The organism is Lunatimonas sp. (genome assembly GCF_020832325.1).
Taxonomy (GTDB): Bacteria; Bacteroidota; Bacteroidia; order Cytophagales; family Cyclobacteriaceae; genus Lunatimonas.
The window spans coordinates 105417-130018 of record NZ_JAFIEU010000050.1 but is presented as its reverse complement, the minus strand read 5'-3'; the positions used below and the strand labels follow the sequence as shown (position 1 = coordinate 130018).

Sequence of the window (24602 nt, the reverse complement as noted above, 5' to 3'; positions counted from 1 at the left end):
CAAAATCAAAAAAAACTAATTTTCGCACTGAATTCCATACAACAATTCCACAAGCTAATTCGTCTTACAGGTAAAAACAGAAAAATGACCAAATACAGTATCATCGTTTTGTTGGTGTTATCCGGTGTGGCAGGTGGCTGTAGTCCGGTAAAGGTGTACATGGAAAAAAATGAGATGGCTCAACCGGAGGCATTCCAGACCTTTTATGTAATCAGCGAATACTACGATGCACAGGCATTCAATTCACCTGTACTGGAAGAAAACTTACAGAAACGGCTAACCGAAGGCATGGAGAAATTTGGTTACCAGCTAGATGCACAAAAGCCGGATCTAATTGTTCGGTACAATACCATTCTCACAGACCGAAAGAAAGAGATAAACAATGCGCCTATGGGACCTTGGGGATGGGGTATGAATCCTTGGATGTGGGGCAACCCCTGGATGATGGGCCCCGGTATGGGAGGTGGCTTTAGGGTAGAGAAGTACGATATGGGAGAGGTAGTGGTTGATTTTATAGACACCCGCCAAGATAAAGTGGTGATGCGGATCTCAGCCGTCGGAGAAATCAACAAACCGGATCAGCGGTCTAAAAACCTAAAAGCATCGGTGGATAAGATTCTGAAAGAATTTGCCCGTACTATTTCCGCAAGAAGTTAGGAACTTTCACCTAGTAGGCGCTCAAGCGTTTTTAAACTTAATGACCCTACAGATTTAACCAATAGTTTAATTTCATCACCAACGCACGCTGCTTTGAAGCAAAGGTGCCTGGAAAATAATTGTCAGTATACACCATAAACAGATCGGATACCGGTGCGTATCGCCATTGCAAACGAGTATTGACATTGATGTTGTCAATTTGATTGTTGTATTGGACAAAAGTGGTCCAGAATAGGTTTCGGGTAAAAGTCAGATCCACCCTAGGTCCCAACAATAACAAGTCTGCATCTTCCTGCGGTTCAGGTAATCGGATACGGCTGTAGCTTACGTTCATCGAGATATTGGCGAGATACCCAAGTCTCCATTGTAAGGTCCCTGAAAAACTCCCCATATTTCCATTGTAATACTGTCCTATTTGGCCGATTCCCCGCAGCGAAAACGCGTTGATTGGATTGGTTCTGATGTCAAAACCCAGGAAATTTGTCCGGTAAGCCGTTCCTTCGGCTAAGGGTTCTCCGCCCATCCGTGTGGGATCAAAGGGAAAGAATAAGTAGGTATATTGGTTATTTAGGGTGAAGGTCATTTCTGCATGGGAATGGAAACGAATCAAATACAGGAAAGAATGTAGCTCGTCTGTTACCCCTAGCCGCTCGTTCCAAAGAGTCTCGGATTTAAAGCCCGGTCCGTGGCGGTTAACGTTACCGGTGTTAGGAAAGAAAAGATAGGCCACTTCCGGTGCAATGCGCTGATAGTCGACCCTAGGTGTATAACCCACCACAGGATTATAACTCTCGCCGACGTACGAATAGGAAAGTCCCGCCGCAAAATGGGTATCCATAAAGGTTAAACTCGCATGACCGGTGCCGGTATCCTGATGGTCACCGTCTTCAAACGTTTTATGGTAGAAAAACTTTCCGCTCCATCGGTTGTCTGCAGAAAATAGGTTGTAATCCAATCCCAGCAGTCGATTATGGGCACCGTTTTTCATGGCCAATCCCCCTTTCTCCGTATCCATGGACTCCCGATTAACCACCATGAGACCGACATTAGATCGGTTAAATATTTTTCGTTGCAAGGCTGCCACGGCGAAGTTCTTTCCCTCAATGCCCCTCAATGGGTCATTGGCTGTTTGCATGTTCATGGTGCCGATTCGCCAATCATCCGTGAGCTTTCCACTAAGTCTCGCACCGTACAAAATCTGGTTTTGCACATTCTGACCTGTGTTTTCATCTCGGTCCACCCCTATTCTGCGGGAAAAAAATGGTCGAATGCGATCGGTGCCGAAATCCGCAAAGAGGTCTGCGTTTTCCAGGAAAAACTGCCTTCGCTCCGGGAAAAATATCTCAAACCGATCTAGGTTGGTTACCTGCTCATCCACCTCTACCTGCGAAAAATCGGGGTTAAAGGTAAGGTCTAGGTTCAAGGCCGGTCCTACCCCAATCTTGGCATCGCCGCCCACGGTTGGCCGCAGCGGGTCGGAAATGCCCTCCAACGTGTTTTGAGATGCCCCAAGGGCTGTATAGGGAATTAAGGAAACATTCGCTCCGGCTTTAGGCAGGGGTTCTGGAAACAGAAGCTTACGCGTAAACGCCACATGGGTCACATTGAAATTCTTGGGAATAGGAGTCCAAGTACTCTTCTCTGCGTACTCACTGTCTATGCGATAGAAATTGACGTTCCAGTTGGTAGAACCTTCCTTGTAACGAAGTGTAGAAAAGGGGATGGCAATCTCTGCCACCCATCGGTCATCGTGTATTTTCGCGGCTGATAGCCATTTATTATCCCATGCTAAATTTAAATCGGCACTTTGCAGCCCGCCATTTCCCAGCATTGCCTCCCGCTGCACACCATAGGGGTTAATACCGAAAAGATAAGCATTGGTACGGTCATTGAAAGTATCCAACATGATACTAAGCCCGTCGTTTTGATTTCCTCTAAAGTCCCTGCGTAGCGAGGTACTCACGTAGTATTCCCTAGGACCCCGATTGTACATGACAGCTCCGATGTAGAGAAACTTGGCATCATAAGCCACCCGAATAAAGGTTTTGACCGTAGATAAGGATGTGTCACTGGGAAAAAACTGGACGAAGTCCATGGCCCACCCTTCATCGTCTAACCAAACGGCTTCATCCAACTCTCCGTCAATCGTAATGGGATAGTCAACCTTTGCCGCTTCCAGTCCCGGAAGGCTTTGCCCACCTACATGGAAGCATGCAAAAAACACCATCACCGCTACAAAAACCAAATGCCTTTTCATGCCGAAAACTAAATTCCCCGTGAAAATAAATGATTCGACCGAAAACAAACCAAAGTTTTACACCATTGGCATAGAAAAAAATTTTATTCAATGCAAAATTGCTTCCATCAATCAATGTACCCTTAAAACAGAAAAATTTCCGTAAGAAGTTTCTATCATTGGGATAGCGCAGCAAATAGACCTAAATTGCGGCGTAACAGTATAACCCTTGCCCTGTTTGAAGCTACTAGGTAAGTGGCTGCAAAAACAAATTAATAGACACATGAAATCGAGCACGACGCAAGCGACACACGGAGGAACGATTGTAATACGTGCGAGATTCCATCTGACCTTTGAAAAACAAATTATTATCAGATGAAATGCCCATGAGAAAAGTTCTCACACAGAAGAATGATTATAATAGGGCATTCCATGTGACCGCTGAAAAACAATTATAAACACATGAAACATTATGTAATCGGAGTCGATTTTGGAACAGATTCGGTGCGATCGGTATTGGTAGATACCGCAGACGGAAAAACCTTAGCCAGCGAAGTCTTTGCTTATCCCCGGTGGCGGGATGGGAAGTTTTGCAAGCCAGCCTCCAACCAATTTAGGCAACATCCACTGGATCATTTGGAGGGGATTACACATACAATAAGAAAAGTGGTGGAAATCAGTGGTGCAGACCCTGCAACGATCAAAGGAATCTGTATAGATACCACCGGTTCCTCTCCCCTACCGGTAACTGAAACTGGAGAAGCTTTAGCGCTTCTGCCGGAATTTTCTTCCAATGCAGATGCCATGATGATCCTATGGAAGGACCATACAGCCATTGCCGAAGCGGAAGCGGTAAACCAGCTAGCCCGTTCTTGGGGCGGTGAGGATTACACCAAATACGAAGGAGGAATCTATTCTTCAGAATGGTTTTGGGCAAAGATTGCCCATATCTACAAACAGTCACCGGAAGTGGCAAAAGCGGCTTATTCATGGATGGAGCACTGCGACTACCTAACGGCTACACTGACAGGGGTGACTGATCCGATGAAAGCCATGCGCAGCCGCTGTGCTGCGGGTCATAAGGCATTGTGGCACGAAAGCTGGGGTGGATTACCTGACAAAACATTTTTAGCACAACTACATCCAGATCTTGCCACGCTAAGAGATCGGCTGTACACAGATACCCACACCTCGGACCAAGCAGCAGGAACCCTTTCTTCTGAATGGGCAAGCAAACTTGGCTTATTGGAGAGCACGGTGGTCGCGGTCGGTACTTTTGACGCACATGCAGGAGCGGTGGGCGGACAGGTAGCTGCAAATACCTTGGTTAAAGTGATGGGAACTTCTACCTGTGATATCATGATCACCTCCTACGATTCGCTGGGTGATAAGTTGGTAAAGGGCATTTGCGGGCAAGTAGACGGATCTGTGGTACCCGGCACCATTGGATTAGAGGCTGGTCAGTCGGGTTTTGGCGATGTATTGGCTTGGTTCAAAAATCTCATCGCTGACCCCATAACCCAAATCATCAAACACAGCAAACTGTTGGATAGTACCTTAAAAAGCCAATTAATCGAAGAGATTGAAGAAAAGTTAATGGCTGAACTGACCGTGGAAGCAATGAAAATAGCGCCGGAGGAAAGCAGCGTTTTAGCCCTAGACTGGATAAACGGAAGAAGAACCCCCGATGCCAATCAGCAGCTCAAGGGAGCCATTTTGGGGTTGACGATGGGTTCTGATGCAGCCAAAGTTTTCAAGGCACTGGTGGACGCCATCTGCTTCGGTTCAAAACGTATTGTGGAACGTTTCCGGGAAGAAGGAATCACCATTGATACTGTAGTAGGTTTAGGAGGGGTTGCCAAGAAATCACCTTTGGTGATGCAAACAATGGCTGATGTGCTGAACATGCCCATAAAAGTGGCTACCTCTGAACAAGCACCGGCAGTTGGCGCCGCGATGTATGCATCCGTAGCGAGCGGCATATACCCTACCCTACAGGACGCCATCGACCGAATGGGAAACGGCTTTGATAAGACCTATTACCCAAATCCATCCCAAGCAGCTGCCTATCAGAAAACGTATGAAAACTACCTGAGATTTGGTGAATTTATCGAATCAATGACCTATCAACGGGGATAAAAGGAAAAGAATCAACCTTCAAGCCGAAGCCAACCTGGTTTCGGCTTTTTTTATGGCTAACTACCTAACCACCAGCAAATACACCTAAAAATAAAGGTACAAATACCGTCAATCCACCCTTCGGAAATATTAAATATATTTTTACTTGCATTATGGTTTGGAAATCACTAACATTATCCTACATAAGAATCCCATACAATCTGAAAACAAAAAAGGATATAGGATGTTAACACAAAGTTACCTGTTATAAATGCCTATTTTCCGGAAGCGACCAAATAATAAATGGTTATAATCTTTGAAATCCGTTAACAACACTATCTTAATGACAACTTGTATGAAACACATTAACTACTTCATCCTTGTTTTGCTGATTGTCTGTTCAGCCTGTCTCTCCCAGCGTGATTTTGTGGCTGAGTACGATTACAACTACCGTGGTGCATTTAAGAAATATAAGACCTTCGGTTTTGTAGAAGAAGAAACCAAAGGCGACAATGCGTTTGGTGAAGTAATCGAAAAGACAATCTCCTCCCGACTGGGATCACAGGGATTTCGGATAAAAGACAACAACCCTGACCTATTGGTTATCTATAAGTTATATCAAAGCGAGGTAAGGTACCGGGGATATAACCAACCTGACTTCGACTTCTGGCTTAAAAAGCAGGGCATTGAGTTGCTCGAAGATGAACCAGACAGCGTGGCACGGGAAAAAATGAGAGAAAACTACAATGCGGTTAAATATACCCAAAACGACGGTATGTTGGTGATTTTGGTAATTGACCACAAGAAAGGAAATACGGTTTGGCAAGGATATACCAACGCCTTCTTCGATTACGAATCTCCCAACATAAACATCGATCTGACCAGAGCTACCTACAAAGTGATGGATCAATTTAAAATTCTAACTACACAAAATTAACTCAAACATAGTCGGTCATCAAATTCAAACAGGGTGTCGTATCTACCTACGGCACCCTGTTTTTTTTGACACATCATCTCGTGTACCCCTAGCGGTAAGTGTTCGCCTCTTCGCTTATTTCGAAGGCTTGTTGCGTACGTAAATCAGCTTGTTGTTACTTTTGGGATGTACCCGCTCTTTTATTTCAAATTTTGGAATAGAATTGATAAAAGGAGTAAGCTTCTGAAACCCGTAGTTTCTGGAATCAAAGTTGGGTTGTTTTTTCTGAATGAGGTTTCCGACATCCCCCAGGAAAGCCCAGCCGTCGTCGTCGGCCAAATCCGAGATGGTGGAAGAAATCAAGCGTAGCATGGTGGGTGTAATCTGCTCGAATTGCTTCGGCCCTTTTTCCTTTCCTTTCACATCCTCCGTCTCCTGCTGTAAGATTTCCAAATAAATAAATTTGTCACAGGCAACGATAAAAGGATCTGGTGTTTTCTTTTCACCCAAGCCGATCACCATCATGCCTGCCTCCCTCAGGCGAGTGGCAAGCTTGGTAAAATCGCTGTCACTCGACACTAGACAGAATCCGTTGACTTTTTCGGAATAAAGGATGTCCATTGCATCTATGATCATCGCCGAATCCGTGGCATTTTTACCCGACGTATAGCTGTACTGTTGTATGGGATTGATGGCGTTTTCCAGCAGGACTGCTTTCCATTTCCCCAGTTGGGGCTTTGTCCAGTCCCCATAGATTCGTTTGATAGTAGGGTTTCCGTATTTGGTGATTTCCTCCATCATTTCCTTTACCTGTCCCGAGGGAACGTTATCGGCGTCTATTAATACGGCGAGCTTGATGTCTTGGTGCATACCTTGAATGTAAAAAGATGATTGTGCCGCAAAGGTAGGCATATTTACGTTTTTCATCGATACCGCTCAGCGCATTCATCTTTGGCCTCGACCACCCCAAACTGTTTCCAATTCGGCTGGTATAGTATTTGATCTCGCTAGACCGGAATACATATTGATCAAATCAAACCTGTATAAGGAGAGCTGGATTTACTGCTATCGTCACACATAGGTGTGCTTGTACGATATGCGACCTCTGTACACCCACCGTCAGGCATTCCGATAAACCGGGATAAGTTGTGACAGTTGAAAAACAATTATTAACATATGAAACTACACACCACCGTCAAGGTTTTTGCAGGGTTCAGTTTAGCAATCGCACTCATCATTGGAGTGAGCGTAATCACTTACGTGAGCGTGAAAAACCTATTGGAGTCCGTCGAGACTTTGTCTAAGCCTAACGAACGCCTGATCGCCTACAACCAACTTCTGTCTGAAGTGTACAAGCTTGACCAAAGTATTCAAGAAATTGCTACTGACTCAGCCGGTACATCCCCCCTGCTTCTGATTAAAGAAAAGCTTGCTCAACTGGAAAAACGGTCCAATGATCCCATTGAAATCTATAAATTGAATGGCATTTGGTACAATGTAGAAGAGCTGTTGGAAGTGCAAAACAACCTACACGAAGTAAAACTACGGGTAGAAAACCGGGATTTCAGCAAAGAAGCGCTGGATAATATTGAACGAAAAATCCGCAGGCAAGAAGAGAAGCGAAGTTTGGAGAACCTTGATCGATTAAGGTCCCGACTCAGTCCTGCCCGGTCACTTACGAACCCATCTGAAAATCAATCGGCTTCGGGAACCGAAAATCTACCCATCGATGAACCTACCATTGAAGACACTGAAATGGATCGAGTCATGGATTTTTTGGAATCTACCCTTGGAGTGGACGATTCTCCTAACGCTAAACAAAGCTCACAGACCGACTCCATCTTAGTGGCATTGCGGAGTTACATGCAGGAACTTACCGGCGAGGAGCGCTTTCTGCGAGCCAGGCTGACCAACCTTCAGCAGCAGCTAACCCGAAAGAACCGCGAATTGGTCCTGTACATTCAGGAAATCATTGCTTCACTTCAATACGAGGCTATAAGAGAAGGCAGGTCAGAAAACGAGAACGCGTATACGCTCACCTATCGGCTTTCTCTTTTCTTGGCCGGTTTAATCATTTTGGGTGTAGTCGGTTCCGCAGCATTCATCTTCACTATAACCCGAGAAATCCGAAAATCTGAGAAATACAACAAAACCCTTCAAGAGGCAAAGCTGAAGTCTGAAAACCTCGCCCGTGCCAAACAGGAATTTTTAGCCAATATGAGTCATGAGATACGCAATCCACTGCATGTGATTCAAGGGTATCAGGAAGCATTGGCAAAAACCGATCTCACGGCCAAACAAAGAGAGTATTTAACCATGTCTGGATTTGCCTCTGAAACGCTCATCGGTGTAGTCAACGATATCCTGGATTTTTCAAAATTAGAGGCCGGAAAAATCGCCATCGAAGAAAGGCCTTTCGATCCTCACACAATTTTTAGCCAAGCCATTGAATTATTTGAGAAAAGCGCAAATGACAAAGGGCTGAAACTGGAGCTCATGCTGGACTTTCCAAAAGAATGCTGGTTAATGGGAGACAGCCTTCGCATCAATCAAATCCTGAACAACTTATTGTCCAATGCCATAAAATTCACCGAATCGGGAAGCATTCAGGTATCCGCCAAGTATTTGGATACTGAAGGATTGATCTTCAGCGTAGCAGATACCGGATTAGGTATGACTCCTTCTACCAAAGAGAAGGTTTTCTCCGCATTTGACCAAGGAGACACAGCAATTACGAGGAGGTTTGGAGGGACAGGACTGGGTATGTCAATCGTTCGAAAATTACTGGTATTGATGGGAGGCCAAATCAATCTGGAATCGGAGGTAGGTGAAGGAAGCACCTTTACCGTCACGATCCCTTCCAAGCAAACTGCTCCTGTGAAAGTATCTAATGTGGAGGAAAGCCCGGCAAACCTCCGGCTCGATGGGATCAATATTTTGCTGGTTGATGACGATAAAACTGTCAGGAAATTTACCGAGTTGCTTTTGAAGAGTCTGGGAGCCGAGGTGAGCGCCTATGATGGTGGTATTGATTTTCGGGACCACTACCAACAAGCGTACTTCGACATAGCTTTAATTGATATCCAAATGCCTTTTTTTAGCGGTTACGATGTGCTAAAAGTATTGAGAAGCCACACAGCAACGAAACAAAAACCGCTGCTGGCACTCACTGCCAATGTCTTTGCCAAGGAGCAAAACACCTTGGTGGAACAAGGATTTGACGGAGTCATCCTGAAACCTTTCAAAGAATCTGAGTTGTTGGCTCAGCTAGCAAACTACATAACACTGAAATACCAAAGCGAAGCTTTCCCAAATGAGGCCCAGGTATCAAAACCTACAAAACTATACGATCTGGATAGTATTCGTAAGTTCTCCATGGGAGACGATGACATGGTCACTGAATTGGTGGGAGACTTCTATGTACAAACAGAAGCTGACCTGAAAGAACTGGAAAATAGCCTATCAAAAAACGACTTTGCCCGTTTACGGGAGTTGACTCATCAACTTTCCAGCAGGTTGGGGCAATTTGGAATTCAGTCCGGTAAGTTGGCAAAGCGCATAGAGATTGATCTCAAATATGGTGAGCGAACTCAAACAGCCAAATTGATTCAGGACTTGCAGCATGAAATCAAAAAAGTGTTGGAGCAGGTAGCGGATGATTTTCAACTCCCGCAAACACAAGGTTACCGGTAACTTAGTGCTTCGTAGTCTTCCATACCTTCAGCTTCACGGGTAGATATGCCTTCTATTCCCTCAGAAGCATCCAAGGAGCTACCGTGACTTAGCGAACCCACCTCCAGCATGATCTGCGAAAACCTTCCCCAAGACATCGAAACGGTGACCAAAAACCCTACGGTTAATACGAGTAATACCAGAAACTTCTTCATACGTTAGTCATTTGGCTTGAAATGTTCCAGGCTATTTCCGATCCAATGATTCGACTAAATAGCCTGTGCAGCGTTCGTCGCTTGTTTGTGTAGTCCAGAAAGGATGCCAGTTACAAAAGCAGCAAATTGAGGTAGGTTTTGCGGATAGAATGGGGAAAAGTTGTGGAGTGACTCCACAATATGTAGACCGCCCCAACAGGATGGGTAGTACAACGGCAGCCGCGGCATATTGCCATAAAAAAATAAAAAACCACCGAAGACCCCTCCGACATTCCAACCAAATCCACTTAGATCAGATTGTCGACAAAAGTTCTCCGATGGCTTCCTTGGAACAGCATAGAGTCTGTTCCATTTAGAGCTGCAATTAGCCCAATTTATAGCGACCTAATTTGTACCAATAGTTCGTTTGGATCCAACGGCTTACCTATGTACCCGTCTATTCCCGCATTGTCTGCTTCGTCTTTCAGGCGTACATCTGAAAACTTGGTGATCAGAATAGCTTTGGCATCTGGCTGGTCTGATTTGATGGTTTTATAAATCTCCAATCCATTTGCATCCGGCAGTCGATAGTCCAATATGGCTAGATCAATCTGCTGATCTTTTAGAAGTTGGTAAGCCGTAGCGGCATTTTGCGCATCAAACACCTGATACCCATTCTTGGACAAAAAACGAGTGAGCATCTTGCAAAAAACCACATCATCTTCGACGATTAATATTTTGTTGATGGATGTTCCCATGTCAGTTGTTCAGTTTAGGTTCAAATAAGTTAATAGCTTGCTGATCTATGGCATATACGGCCATTACGCTTTGCATAAAGCCTTGGATTAATTCATCAATGCCTAGGCCTAACAGCCCAAAATTCCGGATATCAAACAACATAAGACGCTCATCGGCATACGTCCAACCATCCTCACCTTTGATTGAAAGATTGGTACCATAAACATCCCAAGAATTCATTCCCTCCGGGATTGGTTGGTTCAAGGGCAGATTGGCTCTTCTCGAATAGGCGGCGAGAGGCCTCATCCCTTCATCGGTAGCATGCATCATCATCCGAATGTCAAATGCATAGCTTCTGCCCTTGTTGTCAGGGACGGTGCCAACATGGTACCAGTTCTTTGAGGAGTCAGCTCCTTCCACGTAGTTGCTGGCGATCAACTGCTGGACAATGTACGTGTCATCGGGGTTTTTCGCAAGCGCTTCCTGTGCTTTGTTCAGCTCCTGCTGACTAACGATGGTGTATACTCCCTGGCCTGCATTGCTGTCAGGAACCTTGATGACCATCGTTCCACCCAATTCCTGAAAGTAATTCGGAAGCCTCTCCAGCGTGACATCCCGGTAGGTTTTTGGAGTAAAGATACCTATGCCAAACTCCGCATACACTTCATTGAACGCATCATAGGCCACACTTGCTGCCTTTTTGTTTCTACCCCCCGCCAGACAGGCCTCGATTGGATTCAGAAGTAGGGTTTTGCTCTTTTTGGGAAGCCTATTCCATGGAAGCTGTGTCACATACCGAAAGGCGGCACGTACGGCTACCCATTTATCGTCTTCCGATCGGACATACATTTTTCCGTCATCAAACTTGACCGGAGCATCCTGATCACCGGTTTCAAACTTAGCGAGATACACCGTTTCACCAAAGATGTCGGCGATGGTGGCGGCATAGCCCACGTTTTCCATTGGATTTTTATCGTACATGACCGCCAAAACCCCTGACTCATGGTGCCTGTCAACCATGGGCTTAAATGTCTGCTCAATGAGCCTTTTGTATCCGCCTTTTTCCGCATTCATCTCTAAAAGCGGCATCGATTTTTGACCGGATGGACAACTGTTTGTTTCAATAACAGTCAACTTTCGATTGCCTTCATGGTTGGTGACATGCATAAGGTCTGTTCCAGACCAGCGAAAAAACCGTGGTTGATAGGCCAGCAAACCTCCCACAGCCTCACTGTCTGCTCCTGGATTGAGCCTACAATACCGCTCCTTGATCTGTTCGTTGCTGAGATTCAGAAAATAGGAAACCAACGGGTGGATATTCGAATTTAGTACCCTGGGATACCAATGGTCCGTAGGCTCAAAATCACCCGGTTCTACCAAGTGGACATTTTTCGAAATCGATAATTTCATCGTATTTTCAGTTTATGTTAAATTCGTTCAACTAGCTGGGTAATAAAATCAGCATTCTGCCAAAGCATCAACACGCCGCTAAACACCATGGTCACCACCACAATTTTGCGAAATAACCCCATGGACATCCTGCCCAAGATGAGTTTGCCCACGTATACAGCCGCCATGGAGCTGAGTCCTATCATTAAGCCATACTTTAGCACCTCTGCATTGACAAAGCCGAGGTAGGCATAGCTGACAATTTTGGTAAGATGCAGCAGTATGGCGTTGGCCGAACGGGTTCCCAACAGCGCTTCCTTAGACATTCCATAGCTGAGGTAGGCCGAATTCATCAGGGGTCCCACCCCACCAATAAGGCCCGACAGAAAAGAAACGACCAACCCCATCGGGGCAAAGTGCCAGGCTTTGATTTGAAATCGCGAGGGACGCTCCTTTCTGTTGAACTGAAAAACTGTGGATATCAACAGCAACCCAATGAGCAATTGCAGGTATTCGGTAGACAGTACAGCGAAGAGATTTGCCCCTAAGATAGACCCGATGATCGTGGAGGGAAATAGCCAGGCAAATAGCTTCCAGTCAATATTCCTCCAAAAAAGTAGCACCTTTGCAGTACTACTCAATCCAATGCTGATGGTCATCACCGGTGCCACAGCCCGGACGCCTACCACCACCGCAACCAAGGGCATCAGCAACAAACTCGCCCCTCCTCCGCTCAAAGTGCTCAAGATAAAGACTAAAAAAGCTCCCAATAAAACAAGAAATACAGTCATAACTACGGTACTTAGATGGATATGATTTGGTAAATGGTGCTGAAATTATGCCATTTGATAGAGAGTAGCCATAAAAATGGGTAGGTGCAGATCCTGAATCTGTTTAGGTATAGAATTGTATTCAGGAAAATACACAATCTAAACAATGGATAAACGCTACCTACTTCTAACTGAGCTTAAGTGAGGGACAGATGTTGAAGCCAGAAACCTGCAAAAAGTAAGAAAATGGACAATAGTACTGCTAGTACGAGCGAAACAATTACTTTTCTGAGATGGATTAGTTCTTTCATCGACACTGGATATTTTTAAAACATCCAGTTCAATTCATATACCATTCCCTAATTTCTGAAAAAATCAAGGTTTTATATCCGAATTAATTCCACAAAGTGAGGACTAAGTCCCCACTTTGTGGAAACGTTCCACTTGCAAAGGGCACACGATAAAAAGGTACTTACTCGGAGGAAATCCGCACATTCCGGAACATAAACGGATTATCACTGACGCGTAGGTCGTTTCCGCTGTAAACCTCCACATTTTCCAGCACCACTTCTTTGGTCAGGATGTAGGGATACGCTTCCTTGTACCCCTCGTCGACCATTTGGGGATTAAAGTTTCCGAAAATTGCAGGACCCTGATAATCCTCTGGATGGTTATAATCTTCTATACGCAGATTCTCAATCCGAATTCGTTCGGGCATATAACAGATGTATCCAAAGTCATGCTGACCGGAATTGGATCCACTAATCAAACTGGCCCTTACATTTCTTCCAGCAGCTGGCACAAAGACGGTATTCCGGATGATCAATTCTCCTTCCCAGGTACTACCGTAATCGGACCGTAGATTGATCAGGTTTCTGCCATATACCGTGGAGTTTTCCAACAGAAACGTCCCGCTACCAATCGCATTGATACCCTGATGTCCCAGGATCGAATTCTTGACAGTAGCATTGGCTACTCCCATGTGTGCATCAAACCTCGAGAACACACACCGATCTAAAATGAGGTTTTTGCAGTAATTGGAACCCATAAGGCCCCAATACTGCGTGTCGTTTATGTCGTTTGTTTGGCTACAATTCACAAAAGATACATTCAGTGCCCGCCCAAGGGAGATATCATAGGTACCCATGGAAACCGAAACTCCTGCGGAACCTATGGTTTGGTAGGTCTTATGTCCGGTTAACAACGAATTTTGAACGGTTACATAGGCACATTCGCTCACATTAATAAACCCACCATAGGGCGCTCCATGGTCTCCCTCTCCGGTCACTCGGTGCTCTAGACCATCCACTAGCACATTCGAACGCTTGATGCCTATGCCTCTGCTGTAATACGTATACTTGGACTCTGCCTGATTGGCGATGGTGGTGAACTTCCCTCCACGGATAGTGAGGGTTGCCTCGTCCATCGGTAATGCGGTGATATCGGTGATCTGATCAAAGTCCCAAATGATCGGCGCGTCCATATCTACGTTACCTGACTTATCTACGATAAAAATATCTGTCTGAGGTGCGCCGTTATTTTGATTTGGTCCAAAGCGGATATACCGTCTCACGCTAGCGTCATTGACGGTAATTAAACTGGTAGCTGGTAGCGTGACATCTAGCTTCGCTTGATTGCGTTTTAACGAGGAAATACCCTCCAGTTTATACGGACGCAGCGTAGAACTAACCATAAAAACTTGTGCTGTGCGATCTTCCACATCCCTATCGTCAATAATAAATATCGCCTTGCCAAAATCGGTATCTGTCTGTATGATTGCCGTTCGTTTTTTTCCACTCAGGTAGTATATAGCGTCGTCGTTCGCCTTTACAGAAAGCCCTTGGCGATTGGCATAGGCATGGGTCGCTACGATTACGTCAAAATCATCCGCTACACCATCTCCTCTCGCTCCCAAATCGTCATAGCCGACCCAACCCCTTGACTGAAACATCTGTGCATCTTTCGGCGCTACGTTGACCGATAGATTCCCTCGTGAACTCATGCGAACTTCTGTTTTCCGCCCTTTCGAGGTGATGGATACATCTTCTTGCATGTTCGTAGATTGACCAAAGCCCAAACCAGTAAGGCTTACGATGATTCCTAACAAAAGGAGGATTGATTTCATTGTTCGTTTATTTGTATCCCAATTACCCATTTTGGGGTATCAGGATGGTTATTTAGGTGAGTTTATTGTTAAAGATGCGCATAAAGCGTAAATTTTCACTCCCGATCATGTAAAACTTTTGATCACTCTATGCAAAAGATTCGCTATTTCTCTATCGTTTTATCGTTCCATTTGGCGCTCGCAGTTCATCATCAGGGGAATGGTAGACAACAACCCATTTTGAACGATACGAATGGAAAAGACGGAGCAACCATCCCTATTCGATTTGATGATACCTCGGATAGCCATTGGGCTTCAGATTTCGAGCTGATAGATATCCCCTCAAGTAGAGACGGTTCGGTGCAAAAAGCCTATTTCTACAAGGCAAAATCGACGGACCTAAGACCGCTCGTTGTTAGCCTGCATACTTGGAGCGGAACCTATGAACAAAAAGACGACCTAGCACTTCTCTGTCAGCAAAAAAACGTAAATTATATCCACCCTGACTTCCGGGGTGCTAATCGAAGCATCGATGCCTGTTGCAGTGAACTTGCAATGAATGATATCGACGATGCCATTCGCTATGCCATGGAAAACGCTCCTGTGGACACATCGCAACTATTCGTGATCGGGGTGAGTGGAGGCGGATATGCCACGCTGAGTACCTTTATGAAGTCAACTCACCCCATAAAGAAGTTTTCCGCTTGGGCCTCCATTTCTGACTTAGCTGCTTGGCACCACGAAAGCCAAATCCGAAAAAATCGCTATGCGAACGATATCCTTGCTTGTACGGGATCGGATACAACACTCGACACGCTAAGTGCAAGGGATAGGTCTCCTCTCTTTTGGAACACTCCTATCGAAAAACTGGACAACACCGAGCTGCATATTTATGCGGGAATTTACGATGGTATTCAAGGGAGTGTACCATTTACCCACTCCATCAATTTCTACAACAAACTTCTTTCCGATCAGGGAATTACCGATGCAGGGAGCTACGTATCTGATGCTGAAAAACTAATGCTGCTGGAACGACGTCAGCCATTGGGAGATTTTGGCTCCATAGACAGGAGACGTATCTGCTTAGTCAAGGAATCCGGCAACCTTCGAATCACAGTATTCGAAGGAAACCACGAAATGTTGACGGAATTTGCGTTGGAAGAATTGCTAGGCAAATAAACCCTTTGATTACTTGCGATAGCTGTCTGCCTGCTCTGAAGTATTCCACTCAACAGGTCTAGAAAACCGGCATTGAATTCGAAATCCAAACTCCATATATCCATTGATCAAAGAATGGGCTTACGCAGGCTTTTTCTTTTTGATGAGCGGTGCGGTTTTCTCCCATTTGGCCAATCAAGACCCTTGGAGCGATTATTTTGGACCCGTATTGCTGCTTGTATTGATCTCCGTTTCCTGGTCTTTTCGACCCGATGATCGAAAACTAGTAGCCTCCTAATACGTCCCCAAACCAATTGGTGCAATCGCGGGCAGCTACTGATTTCCATGATAGAACTGTAGCTGCACCGCGGTTGACTGTTTTTTCAGGCAGTTTTGCTAGGCTTTCGTGCTGCCTTTGATTGCCTTTTTAAGAATCAGGTAGCCCGCAAAACCAGAAACCAGGGAAGCCATCAAAATCCCCATCTTAGCTTGACCGATCATGGTAGGATCGTCAAAGGCCAAGGAATTGATAAACAGGGACATGGTAAAACCAATGGCAGCAAGCAGAGAAATCCCCAACATCATCAAGGTATTGATCCCTTTCGGCTTTTTAAACCAGCCTAGTTTGATACCCAGCATTGATAGACCGAAGATTCCCGTTAATTTCCCAACCACCAATCCGAGCCCAACGCCTAAAGCCACTTGGCTGCTGATCATTTCCAGCCAATCACTCTCAATGACGACACCCGCATTCGCCAAGGCGAAAATAGGCATCACTACAAAAACCACCAAGCCATGCATGCTTCTCTCTAAGCGTTGAAGCGGTGAAATAGAGGCCTTGGACAACCTCTTGATCTCGCCGATGATGTTTTCCTCGTCGGGGGAAAGAAGGTATTTATCGTTTTTGGCCTTGTTGGCAATTTTGAACTTCTCTGTGAGATCAGAGATCGCATCTAGGTAGCGGGCCTTGTCTACTCTTCTATCAGCTGGAATAATCGAAGCCACCAAAACAGCTGCGACAGTCGCGTGAACCCCTGATAGCAGGGTAGCCAGCCACACACCACCGATCCCCAAAACCGCATATAACAGGACATTTCGGACGCCGAGAAGATTTAATACAATCATCAGTACAAAAAGCGAAGCACCATAACTCAAATTCACCAGAGAGATTTCCGAAGTATAAAACAATGCTACAATTAGTACCGCACCCAAGTCGTCTATGATCGCTAGGGCTGTTAGGAAGACCTTTAGCTGTATGGGAACTTTTGGGCCCAATAGGTACAATACTCCGAGCGCAAAGGCAATGTCCGTAGCCATCGGAATCCCCCAGCCACTCATGGATGCCGGATTCCCCCCGCTATTCATGGCAACATAAATCAATGCCGGAAAAACCATGCCGCCAATGGCAGCCACAATGGGCAACAGTACATTTTTTGGGTTAGACAGTTCCCCAGCGATAATTTCCCGCTTCAGTTCCAGCCCTACCACAAAGAAGAAAATCGACATCAGCCCATCGTTAATCCAAAGCAACAGCGATTTGTATACACTGAAATCCCCAATGGTAAAGCCTATTCGTTGGCTAAGCAACCATTGAATAGACTCATTTGCTGGGGAGTTTGCCAGAATCAACGCCAATAAGGCGGAGAAGAAAAGCAAAAAGGAGCTGAAGGTGCTCTTTTGGATAAATTGCACCAAGGGACTAAGCGTGTTAAATACAAGTTTTTGAGCAGTCATACAATCTTTCTATAAACTTGAAACATCATACGGATTTAGTCAAAGAATACTTATGGGTTCCATAAATATTTTTGATAATACCGTAATACCCAAATAAACTAAGGATTTGACTTTCTTATACGGAGAAGCGTTGTAAAAGATTGTTTTACTTACAAAAAAATATTTTTCCACACTATGAAAAAGGTATACTCTAAAGTAGTGGCATAAACATTCCTTTCAGGCAAGCTTTGCCCAAGCAAATGCTATATGGAAATTTCCTGCTTAACTACTATAACTCCCCTTTCTTCAATTCAGTAGCCGCATAATCTACTGCCCTAGCGGTAAGCGCCATGTAGGTAATGGAGGGGTTTTGGGTGCCGGTAGAGGTCATGCAGGCTCCATCGGTGACAAATACGTTTTTACACAAGTGCATCTGATTCCAGCCGTTCAGCAATGAGGTTTTCGGATCCCTACCCATGCGTACGCCACCCATCTCGTGGATATCCAATCCAGGGGCCTGTTTGCTATCTCGCGTAGAAATCCCATAGCAGCCTGCCGTCTCCAACATGGCTACTCCCTGTTCCAAAAAGTCCTTTAGGGATTTCTCGTCGTTGTCGTCATAGCCCACGTCTACCCGTAAGAGGGGCATGCCCCATCGATCCGTTTGATCAGCATCTAAATAGACTCGACTTTCCTCCTTGGGTATGGTCTCTCCCTGCATCATCATATACACAGACCAATCGCCTAGTTCCGAGTTTGCCTCTTTGAAGCCAGGACCAAAAGGCTCGTTCCTTGCTCCACCCCAACCTTTTCTGCTGGCAGAATAAAACGTCATGTAGCCACGAAGAAAATCCATCTCCTGTTTTTTGACATTCCTAAAATTGGGCAGCATGACTGCGGTAGGTCGTCTACCGTAGTAATAGGAGTCTAAATGCCGGTCCGCACTGGCAGAAATGCTTCCCCGATAATTATGAAACGCCACATATTTACCTAACAACCCATTGTCGTTTCCAAGCCCGTTGGGGAAACGGTTGGAAATAGAATTCAACAAAATGAGGTTGGAGTTCAATGCAGAAGCATTGACAAAGATAACCTTGGCAAAAAACTCCGTGGTTTCTAGGGTTTCGGAATCGATGACACGAACACCGGTAACTTTTTCCTTTTGATCGTCATAAATCAGGGAATGCACCACAGAGTGAGGTCGCATGGTCAGGTTGCCTGTCAATGCCGCTGCCGGCAATGTGGCGGCGTTGGAACTAAAATAGGCACCAAAGGGACAGCCTCTTTGACACAGGCTACGGGCCATGCACTGACCCCTTCCCAAGCGGGTATGGTGTTCTGCTGGTTCTGTTAGGTGGGCACAGCGGCCGATGACAAACTTCCGGTCAGGATAGGCCGCTACGATGCGCTGCTGAATGTCTCGTTCCAGTTTATTCATTTCCCATGCGGGCAAAAACTCTCCATCCGGCAGTGTGTCTAATCCGTCCTTATTTCCACTGACGCCAACAAACCGCTCAACGTAGCTGTACCAAGGAGCCAAGTCATCGTAACGGATAGGCCAATCTACCGCAAATCCGTCTCTTCCTGGCCCTTCAAAGTCGTATTTACTCCATCGCTGCACCTGTCTAGCCCAAAGTAGGGATTTTCCGCCCACCTGATAGCCTCTGATCCAGTCAAAGGGTTGGTCCTGTACATAAGGATGCTCTTTATCTTTTACAAAGAAATGATCCGCATCATCCCGAAAAGCATAACACCGGGAAACCACGGGGTTTTCCTTTCTGACAGATAGCGGAAGGGCGCCCCTTAGTGGAAATTCCCAAGGGTGCGTATGCATGGTCGGGTAGTCCTCCCGGTGAACTACATCTCTTCCCCGCTCTAATACAAGGGTTTTCAGTCCTTTTTCACATAGTTCCTTCGCAGCCCAGCCTCCGCTAATTCCGGAACCAACCACAATGGCGTCGTACGTATGGTCATTCATGGTATCAATATTACTCGTATCGCAATGATTCTATGGGATCCAATCGGCTTGCTTTGTAGGCGGGGATATAGCCAGAAAGCAAGCCCACCAAGACACAGATACAAAAGGCTACTATAATCCAAAGCCAAGGTATGAGAAAACCTCCCGGTCCCACCAAATTACCAACCACATTGCCGATAGAAATCCCCATGATTACCCCTAAGATACCACCCAATATGCAGATGACAATGGCTTCAATTAAAAACTGCTGCCGTATACGAAGAGGTGTAGCGCCCAGCGCCTTGCGAATCCCGATTTCGCGGGTACGCTCCGTAACCGAAACCAACATGATGTTCATCAGGCCAATGGCTGCGCCCAGTAGCGTTATAAATCCTATACCAAACCCTCCGATACGAAGAAAGCCTGCTATCTCTTCCAAACGCTCACCGATCGTCTGAGACTTTACCACTTCGAAGGACTCTTCCATTCCCACACCATCTCCCCGCACGCTGCGCATCATACCAGTAGCCTGTCCCATTTCATATTCCATTTTTAACGGATCAGAAGTAGTGACGGTAACTGTGTAGCGAAAAGTGCCGCGCTTATCTAGGTTTTTGGCATTTAGCAACGGAATGATAATAGCTCTGTCCGCTCCGGTATCGCCACCCACTCCTCCTTGCTCCTCCATTACACCCACAATCGTATACCTTCTGCCAAAGAAAGAAATGTAATCATTTATAGGATCCTCGTCGTTTGAAAACAGCGTCTTGGCAATCTCTGTCCCAATCACACACACGTTGTTCCCGTACTGCTGCTCTACGTTGCTGAAGTTCCTGCCCTTTTCCACCTTAATACCATTGACTAAAAAATAGTGCTCATCTCCACCGGTAATTCGGCTATTGGGATTGGTTTTTTTGGATTTACGCTTCACTTCTACCGAGCCACCCACAAAGGTTGTAACCGTTGAAATCCCCCGTTGATTATACTTTTGCTGAAAAGCAACTGCCTCCCGGTACGTAATGGGTGCATAATTCTTCTCGACAACACCGGCAGTAGTTGCCCGCCCACCCGAAATCCCTCTAGAGCGCAGGGTAAAATTATTGGAACCAAATCCGGAAAGACTTTCTTCTATTTGGGCTTTCATGGCGTCTATGGCAGTAAGCATGCCTACCAACGAGGTGATGCCTACCGCTATGATCAAACCCGTCAATATGGTTCTCAAAAGATTAGCCTGTACAGATCGCAGGGCTTCTCGCACATTTTCGAACAAATTCATCAGTCGTTCAATTTAGGACATTTCTCACTTCATTTCGAACATTGCCAGCCTAATATTACGCATTTATGGAAATTATCAATGCATGCGATCACCTCTTATTTCCAGATTCTTCATGACTTCCTTTTCATAAGCCAGCCATTCACTCCAGCGCTTTTCTACTTTTTCGATTGGATAATACGTTTTAGCCAAATCGATAAAGTTCACATAATGCCCTGCCTCAGAGACCATCAACTCGTAATAAAAGGCTTTGAGTTCTTCGTCTTCGAGGTTTTTCCACAGCAGTTTAAAACGCTCACAGCTCCTCGCTTCGATCAGAGCGTTCATAAGGAGATGTTCTGTCAAATGCTCCATACGGCTGCCTCCCTTGACGATAAACTGTTGCAACTTGGCCACGTACTCATCCTTTCTAGGCTTGCCAAAGGGCAGCCGACGCTTTTTTAGCTGCTTCATGACGCGTTCAAAATGCTCCCATTCCTCTGCCACTACAGGAGTCAATACTTCCACCAGTTTTTCCAGCTCGGGAAACCGGACGATGAGCGAAATGCAGGAAGAAGCTGCCTTCTGCTCGCAATATGCATGGTCCACCAGAATATCCGCCAAGCTCATCTTGGCCACATCCACCCAGCGTGGGTCTGTGGGCAATTGCAGGTGCAACATCTTTTGCTTCGTGGTGTCTTGCCAATTCATCTTACTAATCAAAGAAAGCCCATGTGATACCCAAATCCAAACTTTGTTTCAAACCAGTGAAATAGGGAGTCACAAAATATCCGTTTTGTGCCATCATGCCGGCGTTTAGGTGGTTGTACCGGAAAAGTACCCGAGTTCGGTTGATACGAAAATTTAAGAAGACATCGACCACGGGATAGGCAAACACATTAAAGTGATCCTGTAGGTAAAACTGTTGGGTAGCAGGCATATAAGCGTCCGCAAAGTTATCGCTTCTGTACCTACCCTCCAGCCCTAGCTGCACATACACGTTGTCGTTGAACAATGGCCCGTCGAAAAAGAAACGGGTATTGGCAAAAAGATCGGGGATTCGGAAAGCATCTGCCGCTCCGCCCGTGATCGCAGTATATACCAATTCGGTCTGCCAGTGAAATTTTCCGGAAAAAATGAGGTGGTAGTTTACACCGGGCATCACCATGAATGCCTCCCCGGTGGCCTGCGTAGGCAGCGCCTCTTGATTGTAGAAGATGTAATTGTTGATTCGGTTGATGGTCAGGTTGGGTCTAAGGCGGAAATTGGGAAGATCCACTTTGATCACCCCTTTTGCTTGGTCTACACCAATACTGGAAAAAGAATGGTCCCAACGGAAGTGGTTACCTCTATACCGCTCCTGGGCCAGCATGGGTCGATACAGTGCCTTGGTATAACTCAAATCTAAGAAGGGGGACACGAAAAGCCCCTGAACTCGGTAGCCATCCGGTAGCAGGTATTCACCTTCTGCTTCAAACGACCATTTTTCGTTGATTTCACCGCGGAGAGAGCCACCAAGAAACAGTTCCGTAAAGGAATTATTGCTGTCAAAAAAGATACTTGCCATCCTTCCTGTCCGCAGCTTCAGGTAGGCATTGTAATAGACCGGACCAAAATCCCCCTTAAATCCCACCTCGTTTTTCCACTCCGAAAAATGATGTTGGTTATTCGTGGTATCTCTGCGGCTGTGCAAAAGTGTGGTATCGGAAGAATGAAATCGATTTGAATTAAAAAATAGAGAATCACTGGTAGCCAAACGGGAAAAGAATGTCACTTCCTGTTTCTTCTTATCAAACACATGATAGACTTGCCATCCTTTCAGAATTTCGTATTGGTGATAAATCTTATATTCTTGTCTCAGGTCGGTTGCCCGGGAGTTGCGAAGCCAAACCTTTGAATCTTCGTAGGTAAAATACAGCGAGGTATTGTCTATTTCCGGCGGTATGATGCCTCCTTGTTCATTTACCCGGTGTTTCATACGCGTGAAGGCAGCCAAGAGGAAGTACTTGTCGTTATCCGATCGGTAATTGGTGTGAAATGAATACGAATCGTTCACCACCATGTTGTCATCCCGACGAGTAGGGTTTAGCATTTTTCGGGCCCGAATGGTACCGAAGTTTATACCTACATTCCACTTGGGCGTAATATTTCTTGTAAATGCAATATCTAGCTTATTCCTGTTTCCCCCTCCAAAAAACGCATTGAGCTGGGTATAGGGAGATTTGGTATTGAAATATTGGACACTATCCGCAGAATTATGATATAGATCGTAGGCATGAAATCCGGAGGTCCGGCCGATCTGCCGAGGGACCTCATAGAACACCGGCTTCGCAGCACTACCTAGATTTCCCAAATCCTGGTATTTGTACCACGTATTGGCCACCGGTTCGTAATTGTGAAAACCCGTCAGCGAGGTATCCACTTCTACTTGTTCAAACCGGTTGTATCTCAAAAACTTTTCGTAATAAAACAGGGAGGTCTTGGGGCCATAAACCATCTGGGTGGAGTCATCCAACAGTCCCCTCCTTGGAGCGTCTCCGTCCTCGGTTCCTTGCGGCGGCCTTTGCTGCCCCTGTTGCTGGCCTTGGGGTATTTGCTGGCCATATGCAGAGAGGGCACCCCAGACCAGCATCCACAAAAAAAATAAGAGCTGCTTGTTATTCACCCCGATAGTTCTTTTTTTTCACAGTATCCAAAACCATAGTCGTTATTATCCGTCGATCCGTTTCGGACAAATCCATCTCCATAGGTAACGCAAAAATGGGAATTTCTGACCAAAAAGGAAGAAATTGAGGCACGTTTAATTTAACAGCGTCTTTCTCTGTGGTTAGAATGGACGGCTGCTTGGAGATATGTTTACGATACAACACCTCTAAATCCTTGATGTCAGCAACGCTGTATCGATGGTGATCCGGGTAATCCCGTATTTCCAGTACTTCATACCTTTTTCGCACCTCCTCCAGAAAATCACGGTTAGAAGCAATGCCTGTCACCACAATAACAGCCTTGCCTATAATTTGAGTACCTTTGGAAATCGGAATGGGTTCGCTGTAGCGAATGCCGGCGAAAATAATGGGGGCACCCTCTCTCGCGTACGCGATAATCTCCTGGTGAAAAGCGGCCTTTTTTGCGTCGTTAAGGGTGTTGGGACACTTCGTCACGACCACCGCATTAGCCCGAACCGCACCCCTGCGGCTTTCCCGTAGAGTTCCCAAAGGCAATATCCTATCCTCAAAAAACGGCTTATGAAACGTCGTTAGCAAGACTGCTAGATCGGGTACTACATACCGGTGCTGAAAAGCATCATCTAGGAGAATAACTTCTGTTTCCGGACGTTCGGCCAAGACCTGAGGAATGGCCAACGCGCGAGACTCCCCTACCGCTACGGCTACCTTTTCACCAAATTTTTGAAAAACTTGAAACGGTTCATCACCGATGTCATCGGGGCCCATCTCGGAAGTGGCCAGTAGAAACCCAGAGGTTTTTCGCTTGTATCCCCTGCTGATCACGGCAAGGCGATACCTATCCTGAAATTGTCTAATCAAATATTCTATGGCGGGCGTCTTTCCGGTGCCTCCGACCGAAAGGTTCCCTACCACGATCACCGGGACATTGAAGGACGTACTTTTCTTAGATCCGATTTCAAAAAGATGATTTCTCCATCTGGTAGCCAGGGAATACAGGGCAGCAAATGGATAAAGAAATGGATCATAAAAGCGCATTGGAAG

At 45.8% G+C, this 24602-nt stretch carries 19 protein-coding genes; 6 read left to right on the top strand and 13 right to left on the bottom strand.

Features of this window, described 5'->3' with window-relative positions; all coding sequences use genetic code 11:
- Nucleotides 1–84 precede the first annotated feature (84 nt).
- Complete coding sequence (locus tag JJU34_RS19720; RefSeq protein WP_228694142.1) at nt 85–657, top strand: DUF4136 domain-containing protein; 573 nt, start codon at nt 85–87, stop codon at nt 655–657.
- A 46-nt stretch (nt 658–703) separates the two neighbouring features.
- Here the strand turns inward: JJU34_RS19720 and JJU34_RS19715 are convergent, their stop codons facing one another.
- Nucleotides 704–2914, bottom strand: coding sequence for a DUF5916 domain-containing protein (locus JJU34_RS19715; RefSeq protein ID WP_228694141.1), 2211 nt, complete (start codon nt 2912–2914; stop codon nt 704–706).
- 441 nt (nt 2915–3355) lie between these two features.
- On the opposite strand from JJU34_RS19715, the gene JJU34_RS19710 reads away from it, so the two are divergent.
- Nucleotides 3356–5032 (top strand): ribulokinase, encoded by a 1677-nt coding sequence (locus JJU34_RS19710; RefSeq protein WP_228694140.1) that lies wholly within the window; start codon nt 3356–3358, stop codon nt 5030–5032.
- A gap of 334 nt (nt 5033–5366) precedes the next feature.
- The gene (locus JJU34_RS19705) at nt 5367–5948 is read left to right on the top strand and encodes a DUF4136 domain-containing protein (RefSeq protein WP_228694139.1); all 582 of its coding nucleotides are present in this window, start codon (nt 5367–5369) and stop codon (nt 5946–5948) included.
- Nucleotides 5949–6062: 114 nt separating this feature from the next.
- Here JJU34_RS19705 and JJU34_RS19700 read toward each other — a convergent pair whose 3' ends face one another.
- Entirely contained in the window at nt 6063–6797 is a 735-nt protein-coding gene (locus JJU34_RS19700; protein ID WP_228694223.1) for an NYN domain-containing protein, read from the bottom strand.
- Nucleotides 6798–7103: 306 nt separating this feature from the next.
- Between JJU34_RS19700 and JJU34_RS19695 the strand changes: the two genes are divergently transcribed.
- Entirely contained in the window at nt 7104–9620 is a 2517-nt protein-coding gene (locus JJU34_RS19695) for an ATP-binding protein (protein WP_228694138.1), read from the top strand.
- On the opposite strand, the gene JJU34_RS19690 is transcribed toward JJU34_RS19695, so the two are convergent.
- From JJU34_RS19690 to JJU34_RS19670, 5 genes are all read right to left on the bottom strand, one after another.
- On the bottom strand, nt 9611–9814 hold the full coding sequence (locus tag JJU34_RS19690; protein WP_228694137.1) for a hypothetical protein: 204 nt from the start codon (nt 9812–9814) through the stop codon (nt 9611–9613). The genes JJU34_RS19695 and JJU34_RS19690 overlap by 10 nt on opposite strands.
- 374 nt (nt 9815–10188) lie before the next feature.
- On the bottom strand, nt 10189–10551 hold the full coding sequence (locus tag JJU34_RS19685) for a response regulator (protein ID WP_228694136.1): 363 nt from the start codon (nt 10549–10551) through the stop codon (nt 10189–10191).
- A 1-nt stretch (nt 10552) separates the two neighbouring features.
- Complete coding sequence (locus JJU34_RS19680; RefSeq protein WP_228694135.1) at nt 10553–11941, bottom strand: hypothetical protein; 1389 nt, start codon at nt 11939–11941, stop codon at nt 10553–10555.
- Between the two features lie 17 nt (nt 11942–11958).
- On the bottom strand, nt 11959–12711 hold the full coding sequence (locus JJU34_RS19675) for a sulfite exporter TauE/SafE family protein (RefSeq protein WP_228694134.1): 753 nt from the start codon (nt 12709–12711) through the stop codon (nt 11959–11961).
- Between the two features lie 451 nt (nt 12712–13162).
- Complete coding sequence (locus JJU34_RS19670; protein ID WP_228694133.1) at nt 13163–14815, bottom strand: hypothetical protein; 1653 nt, start codon at nt 14813–14815, stop codon at nt 13163–13165.
- A gap of 129 nt (nt 14816–14944) precedes the next feature.
- Between JJU34_RS19670 and JJU34_RS19665 the strand changes: the two genes are divergently transcribed.
- Together JJU34_RS19665 and JJU34_RS19660 are read left to right on the top strand one after the other, a co-directional pair.
- Nucleotides 14945–15973, top strand: a complete 1029-nt coding sequence (locus JJU34_RS19665; RefSeq protein WP_228694132.1) for a prolyl oligopeptidase family serine peptidase — start codon at nt 14945–14947, stop codon at nt 15971–15973.
- A 103-nt stretch (nt 15974–16076) separates the two neighbouring features.
- Nucleotides 16077–16250 (top strand): DoxX family protein, encoded by a 174-nt coding sequence (locus tag JJU34_RS19660; protein ID WP_366512730.1) that lies wholly within the window; start codon nt 16077–16079, stop codon nt 16248–16250.
- A gap of 98 nt (nt 16251–16348) precedes the next feature.
- Here JJU34_RS19660 and nhaA read toward each other — a convergent pair whose 3' ends face one another.
- The 6 genes from nhaA to lpxK all read right to left on the bottom strand — a co-directional run bounded on the left by nhaA (nt 16349) and on the right by lpxK (nt 24596).
- The gene (gene nhaA, locus JJU34_RS19655) at nt 16349–17686 is read right to left on the bottom strand and encodes a Na+/H+ antiporter NhaA (RefSeq protein ID WP_228694131.1); all 1338 of its coding nucleotides are present in this window, start codon (nt 17684–17686) and stop codon (nt 16349–16351) included.
- A 268-nt stretch (nt 17687–17954) separates the two neighbouring features.
- A complete protein-coding gene (locus tag JJU34_RS19650; RefSeq protein ID WP_228694130.1) occupies nt 17955–19643 on the bottom strand; it encodes a GMC family oxidoreductase in 1689 nt (562 codons plus the stop codon).
- 10 nt (nt 19644–19653) lie between these two features.
- A complete protein-coding gene (locus tag JJU34_RS19645; protein WP_228694129.1) occupies nt 19654–20898 on the bottom strand; it encodes an ABC transporter permease in 1245 nt (414 codons plus the stop codon).
- Between the two features lie 75 nt (nt 20899–20973).
- Nucleotides 20974–21585 carry a tRNA-(ms[2]io[6]A)-hydroxylase gene (locus tag JJU34_RS19640; RefSeq protein ID WP_228694128.1) on the bottom strand — a complete coding sequence of 204 codons (612 nt, stop codon included), beginning with the start codon at nt 21583–21585 and terminating at the stop codon, nt 20974–20976.
- A gap of 4 nt (nt 21586–21589) precedes the next feature.
- A complete protein-coding gene (locus JJU34_RS19635; RefSeq protein ID WP_366512728.1) occupies nt 21590–23539 on the bottom strand; it encodes a putative porin in 1950 nt (649 codons plus the stop codon).
- Nucleotides 23532–24596: a tetraacyldisaccharide 4'-kinase gene (gene lpxK, locus JJU34_RS19630; protein ID WP_228694127.1), complete on the bottom strand. Its 1065-nt coding sequence runs from the start codon at nt 24594–24596 to the stop codon at nt 23532–23534. Before lpxK ends, JJU34_RS19635 begins: the two co-directional genes overlap by 8 nt.
- Between the last annotated feature and the right edge of the window lie 6 nt (nt 24597–24602).

Excerpts from the sequence above, each read along its gene's own strand:
- JJU34_RS19720 (WP_228694142.1), top strand. The coding sequence starts at position 85 with ATGACCAAATACAGTATCATCGTTTTGTTGGTGTTATCCGGTGTGGCA.
- JJU34_RS19715 (WP_228694141.1), bottom strand. The coding sequence starts at position 2,914 with ATGAAAAGGCATTTGGTTTTTGTAGCGGTGATGGTGTTTTTTGCATGC.
- JJU34_RS19710 (WP_228694140.1), top strand. The coding sequence starts at position 3,356 with ATGAAACATTATGTAATCGGAGTCGATTTTGGAACAGATTCGGTGCGA.
- JJU34_RS19705 (WP_228694139.1), top strand. The coding sequence starts at position 5,367 with ATGAAACACATTAACTACTTCATCCTTGTTTTGCTGATTGTCTGTTCA.
- JJU34_RS19700 (WP_228694223.1), bottom strand. The coding sequence starts at position 6,797 with ATGCACCAAGACATCAAGCTCGCCGTATTAATAGACGCCGATAACGTT.
- JJU34_RS19695 (WP_228694138.1), top strand. The coding sequence starts at position 7,104 with ATGAAACTACACACCACCGTCAAGGTTTTTGCAGGGTTCAGTTTAGCA.
- JJU34_RS19690 (WP_228694137.1), bottom strand. The coding sequence starts at position 9,814 with ATGAAGAAGTTTCTGGTATTACTCGTATTAACCGTAGGGTTTTTGGTC.
- JJU34_RS19685 (WP_228694136.1), bottom strand. The coding sequence starts at position 10,551 with ATGGGAACATCCATCAACAAAATATTAATCGTCGAAGATGATGTGGTT.
- JJU34_RS19680 (WP_228694135.1), bottom strand. The coding sequence starts at position 11,941 with ATGAAATTATCGATTTCGAAAAATGTCCACTTGGTAGAACCGGGTGAT.
- JJU34_RS19675 (WP_228694134.1), bottom strand. The coding sequence starts at position 12,711 with ATGACTGTATTTCTTGTTTTATTGGGAGCTTTTTTAGTCTTTATCTTG.
- JJU34_RS19670 (WP_228694133.1), bottom strand. The coding sequence starts at position 14,815 with ATGAAATCAATCCTCCTTTTGTTAGGAATCATCGTAAGCCTTACTGGT.
- JJU34_RS19665 (WP_228694132.1), top strand. The coding sequence starts at position 14,945 with ATGCAAAAGATTCGCTATTTCTCTATCGTTTTATCGTTCCATTTGGCG.
- nhaA (WP_228694131.1), bottom strand. The coding sequence starts at position 17,686 with ATGACTGCTCAAAAACTTGTATTTAACACGCTTAGTCCCTTGGTGCAA.
- JJU34_RS19650 (WP_228694130.1), bottom strand. The coding sequence starts at position 19,643 with ATGAATGACCATACGTACGACGCCATTGTGGTTGGTTCCGGAATTAGC.
- JJU34_RS19645 (WP_228694129.1), bottom strand. The coding sequence starts at position 20,898 with ATGAATTTGTTCGAAAATGTGCGAGAAGCCCTGCGATCTGTACAGGCT.
- JJU34_RS19640 (WP_228694128.1), bottom strand. The coding sequence starts at position 21,585 with ATGAATTGGCAAGACACCACGAAGCAAAAGATGTTGCACCTGCAATTG.
- lpxK (WP_228694127.1), bottom strand. The coding sequence starts at position 24,596 with ATGCGCTTTTATGATCCATTTCTTTATCCATTTGCTGCCCTGTATTCC.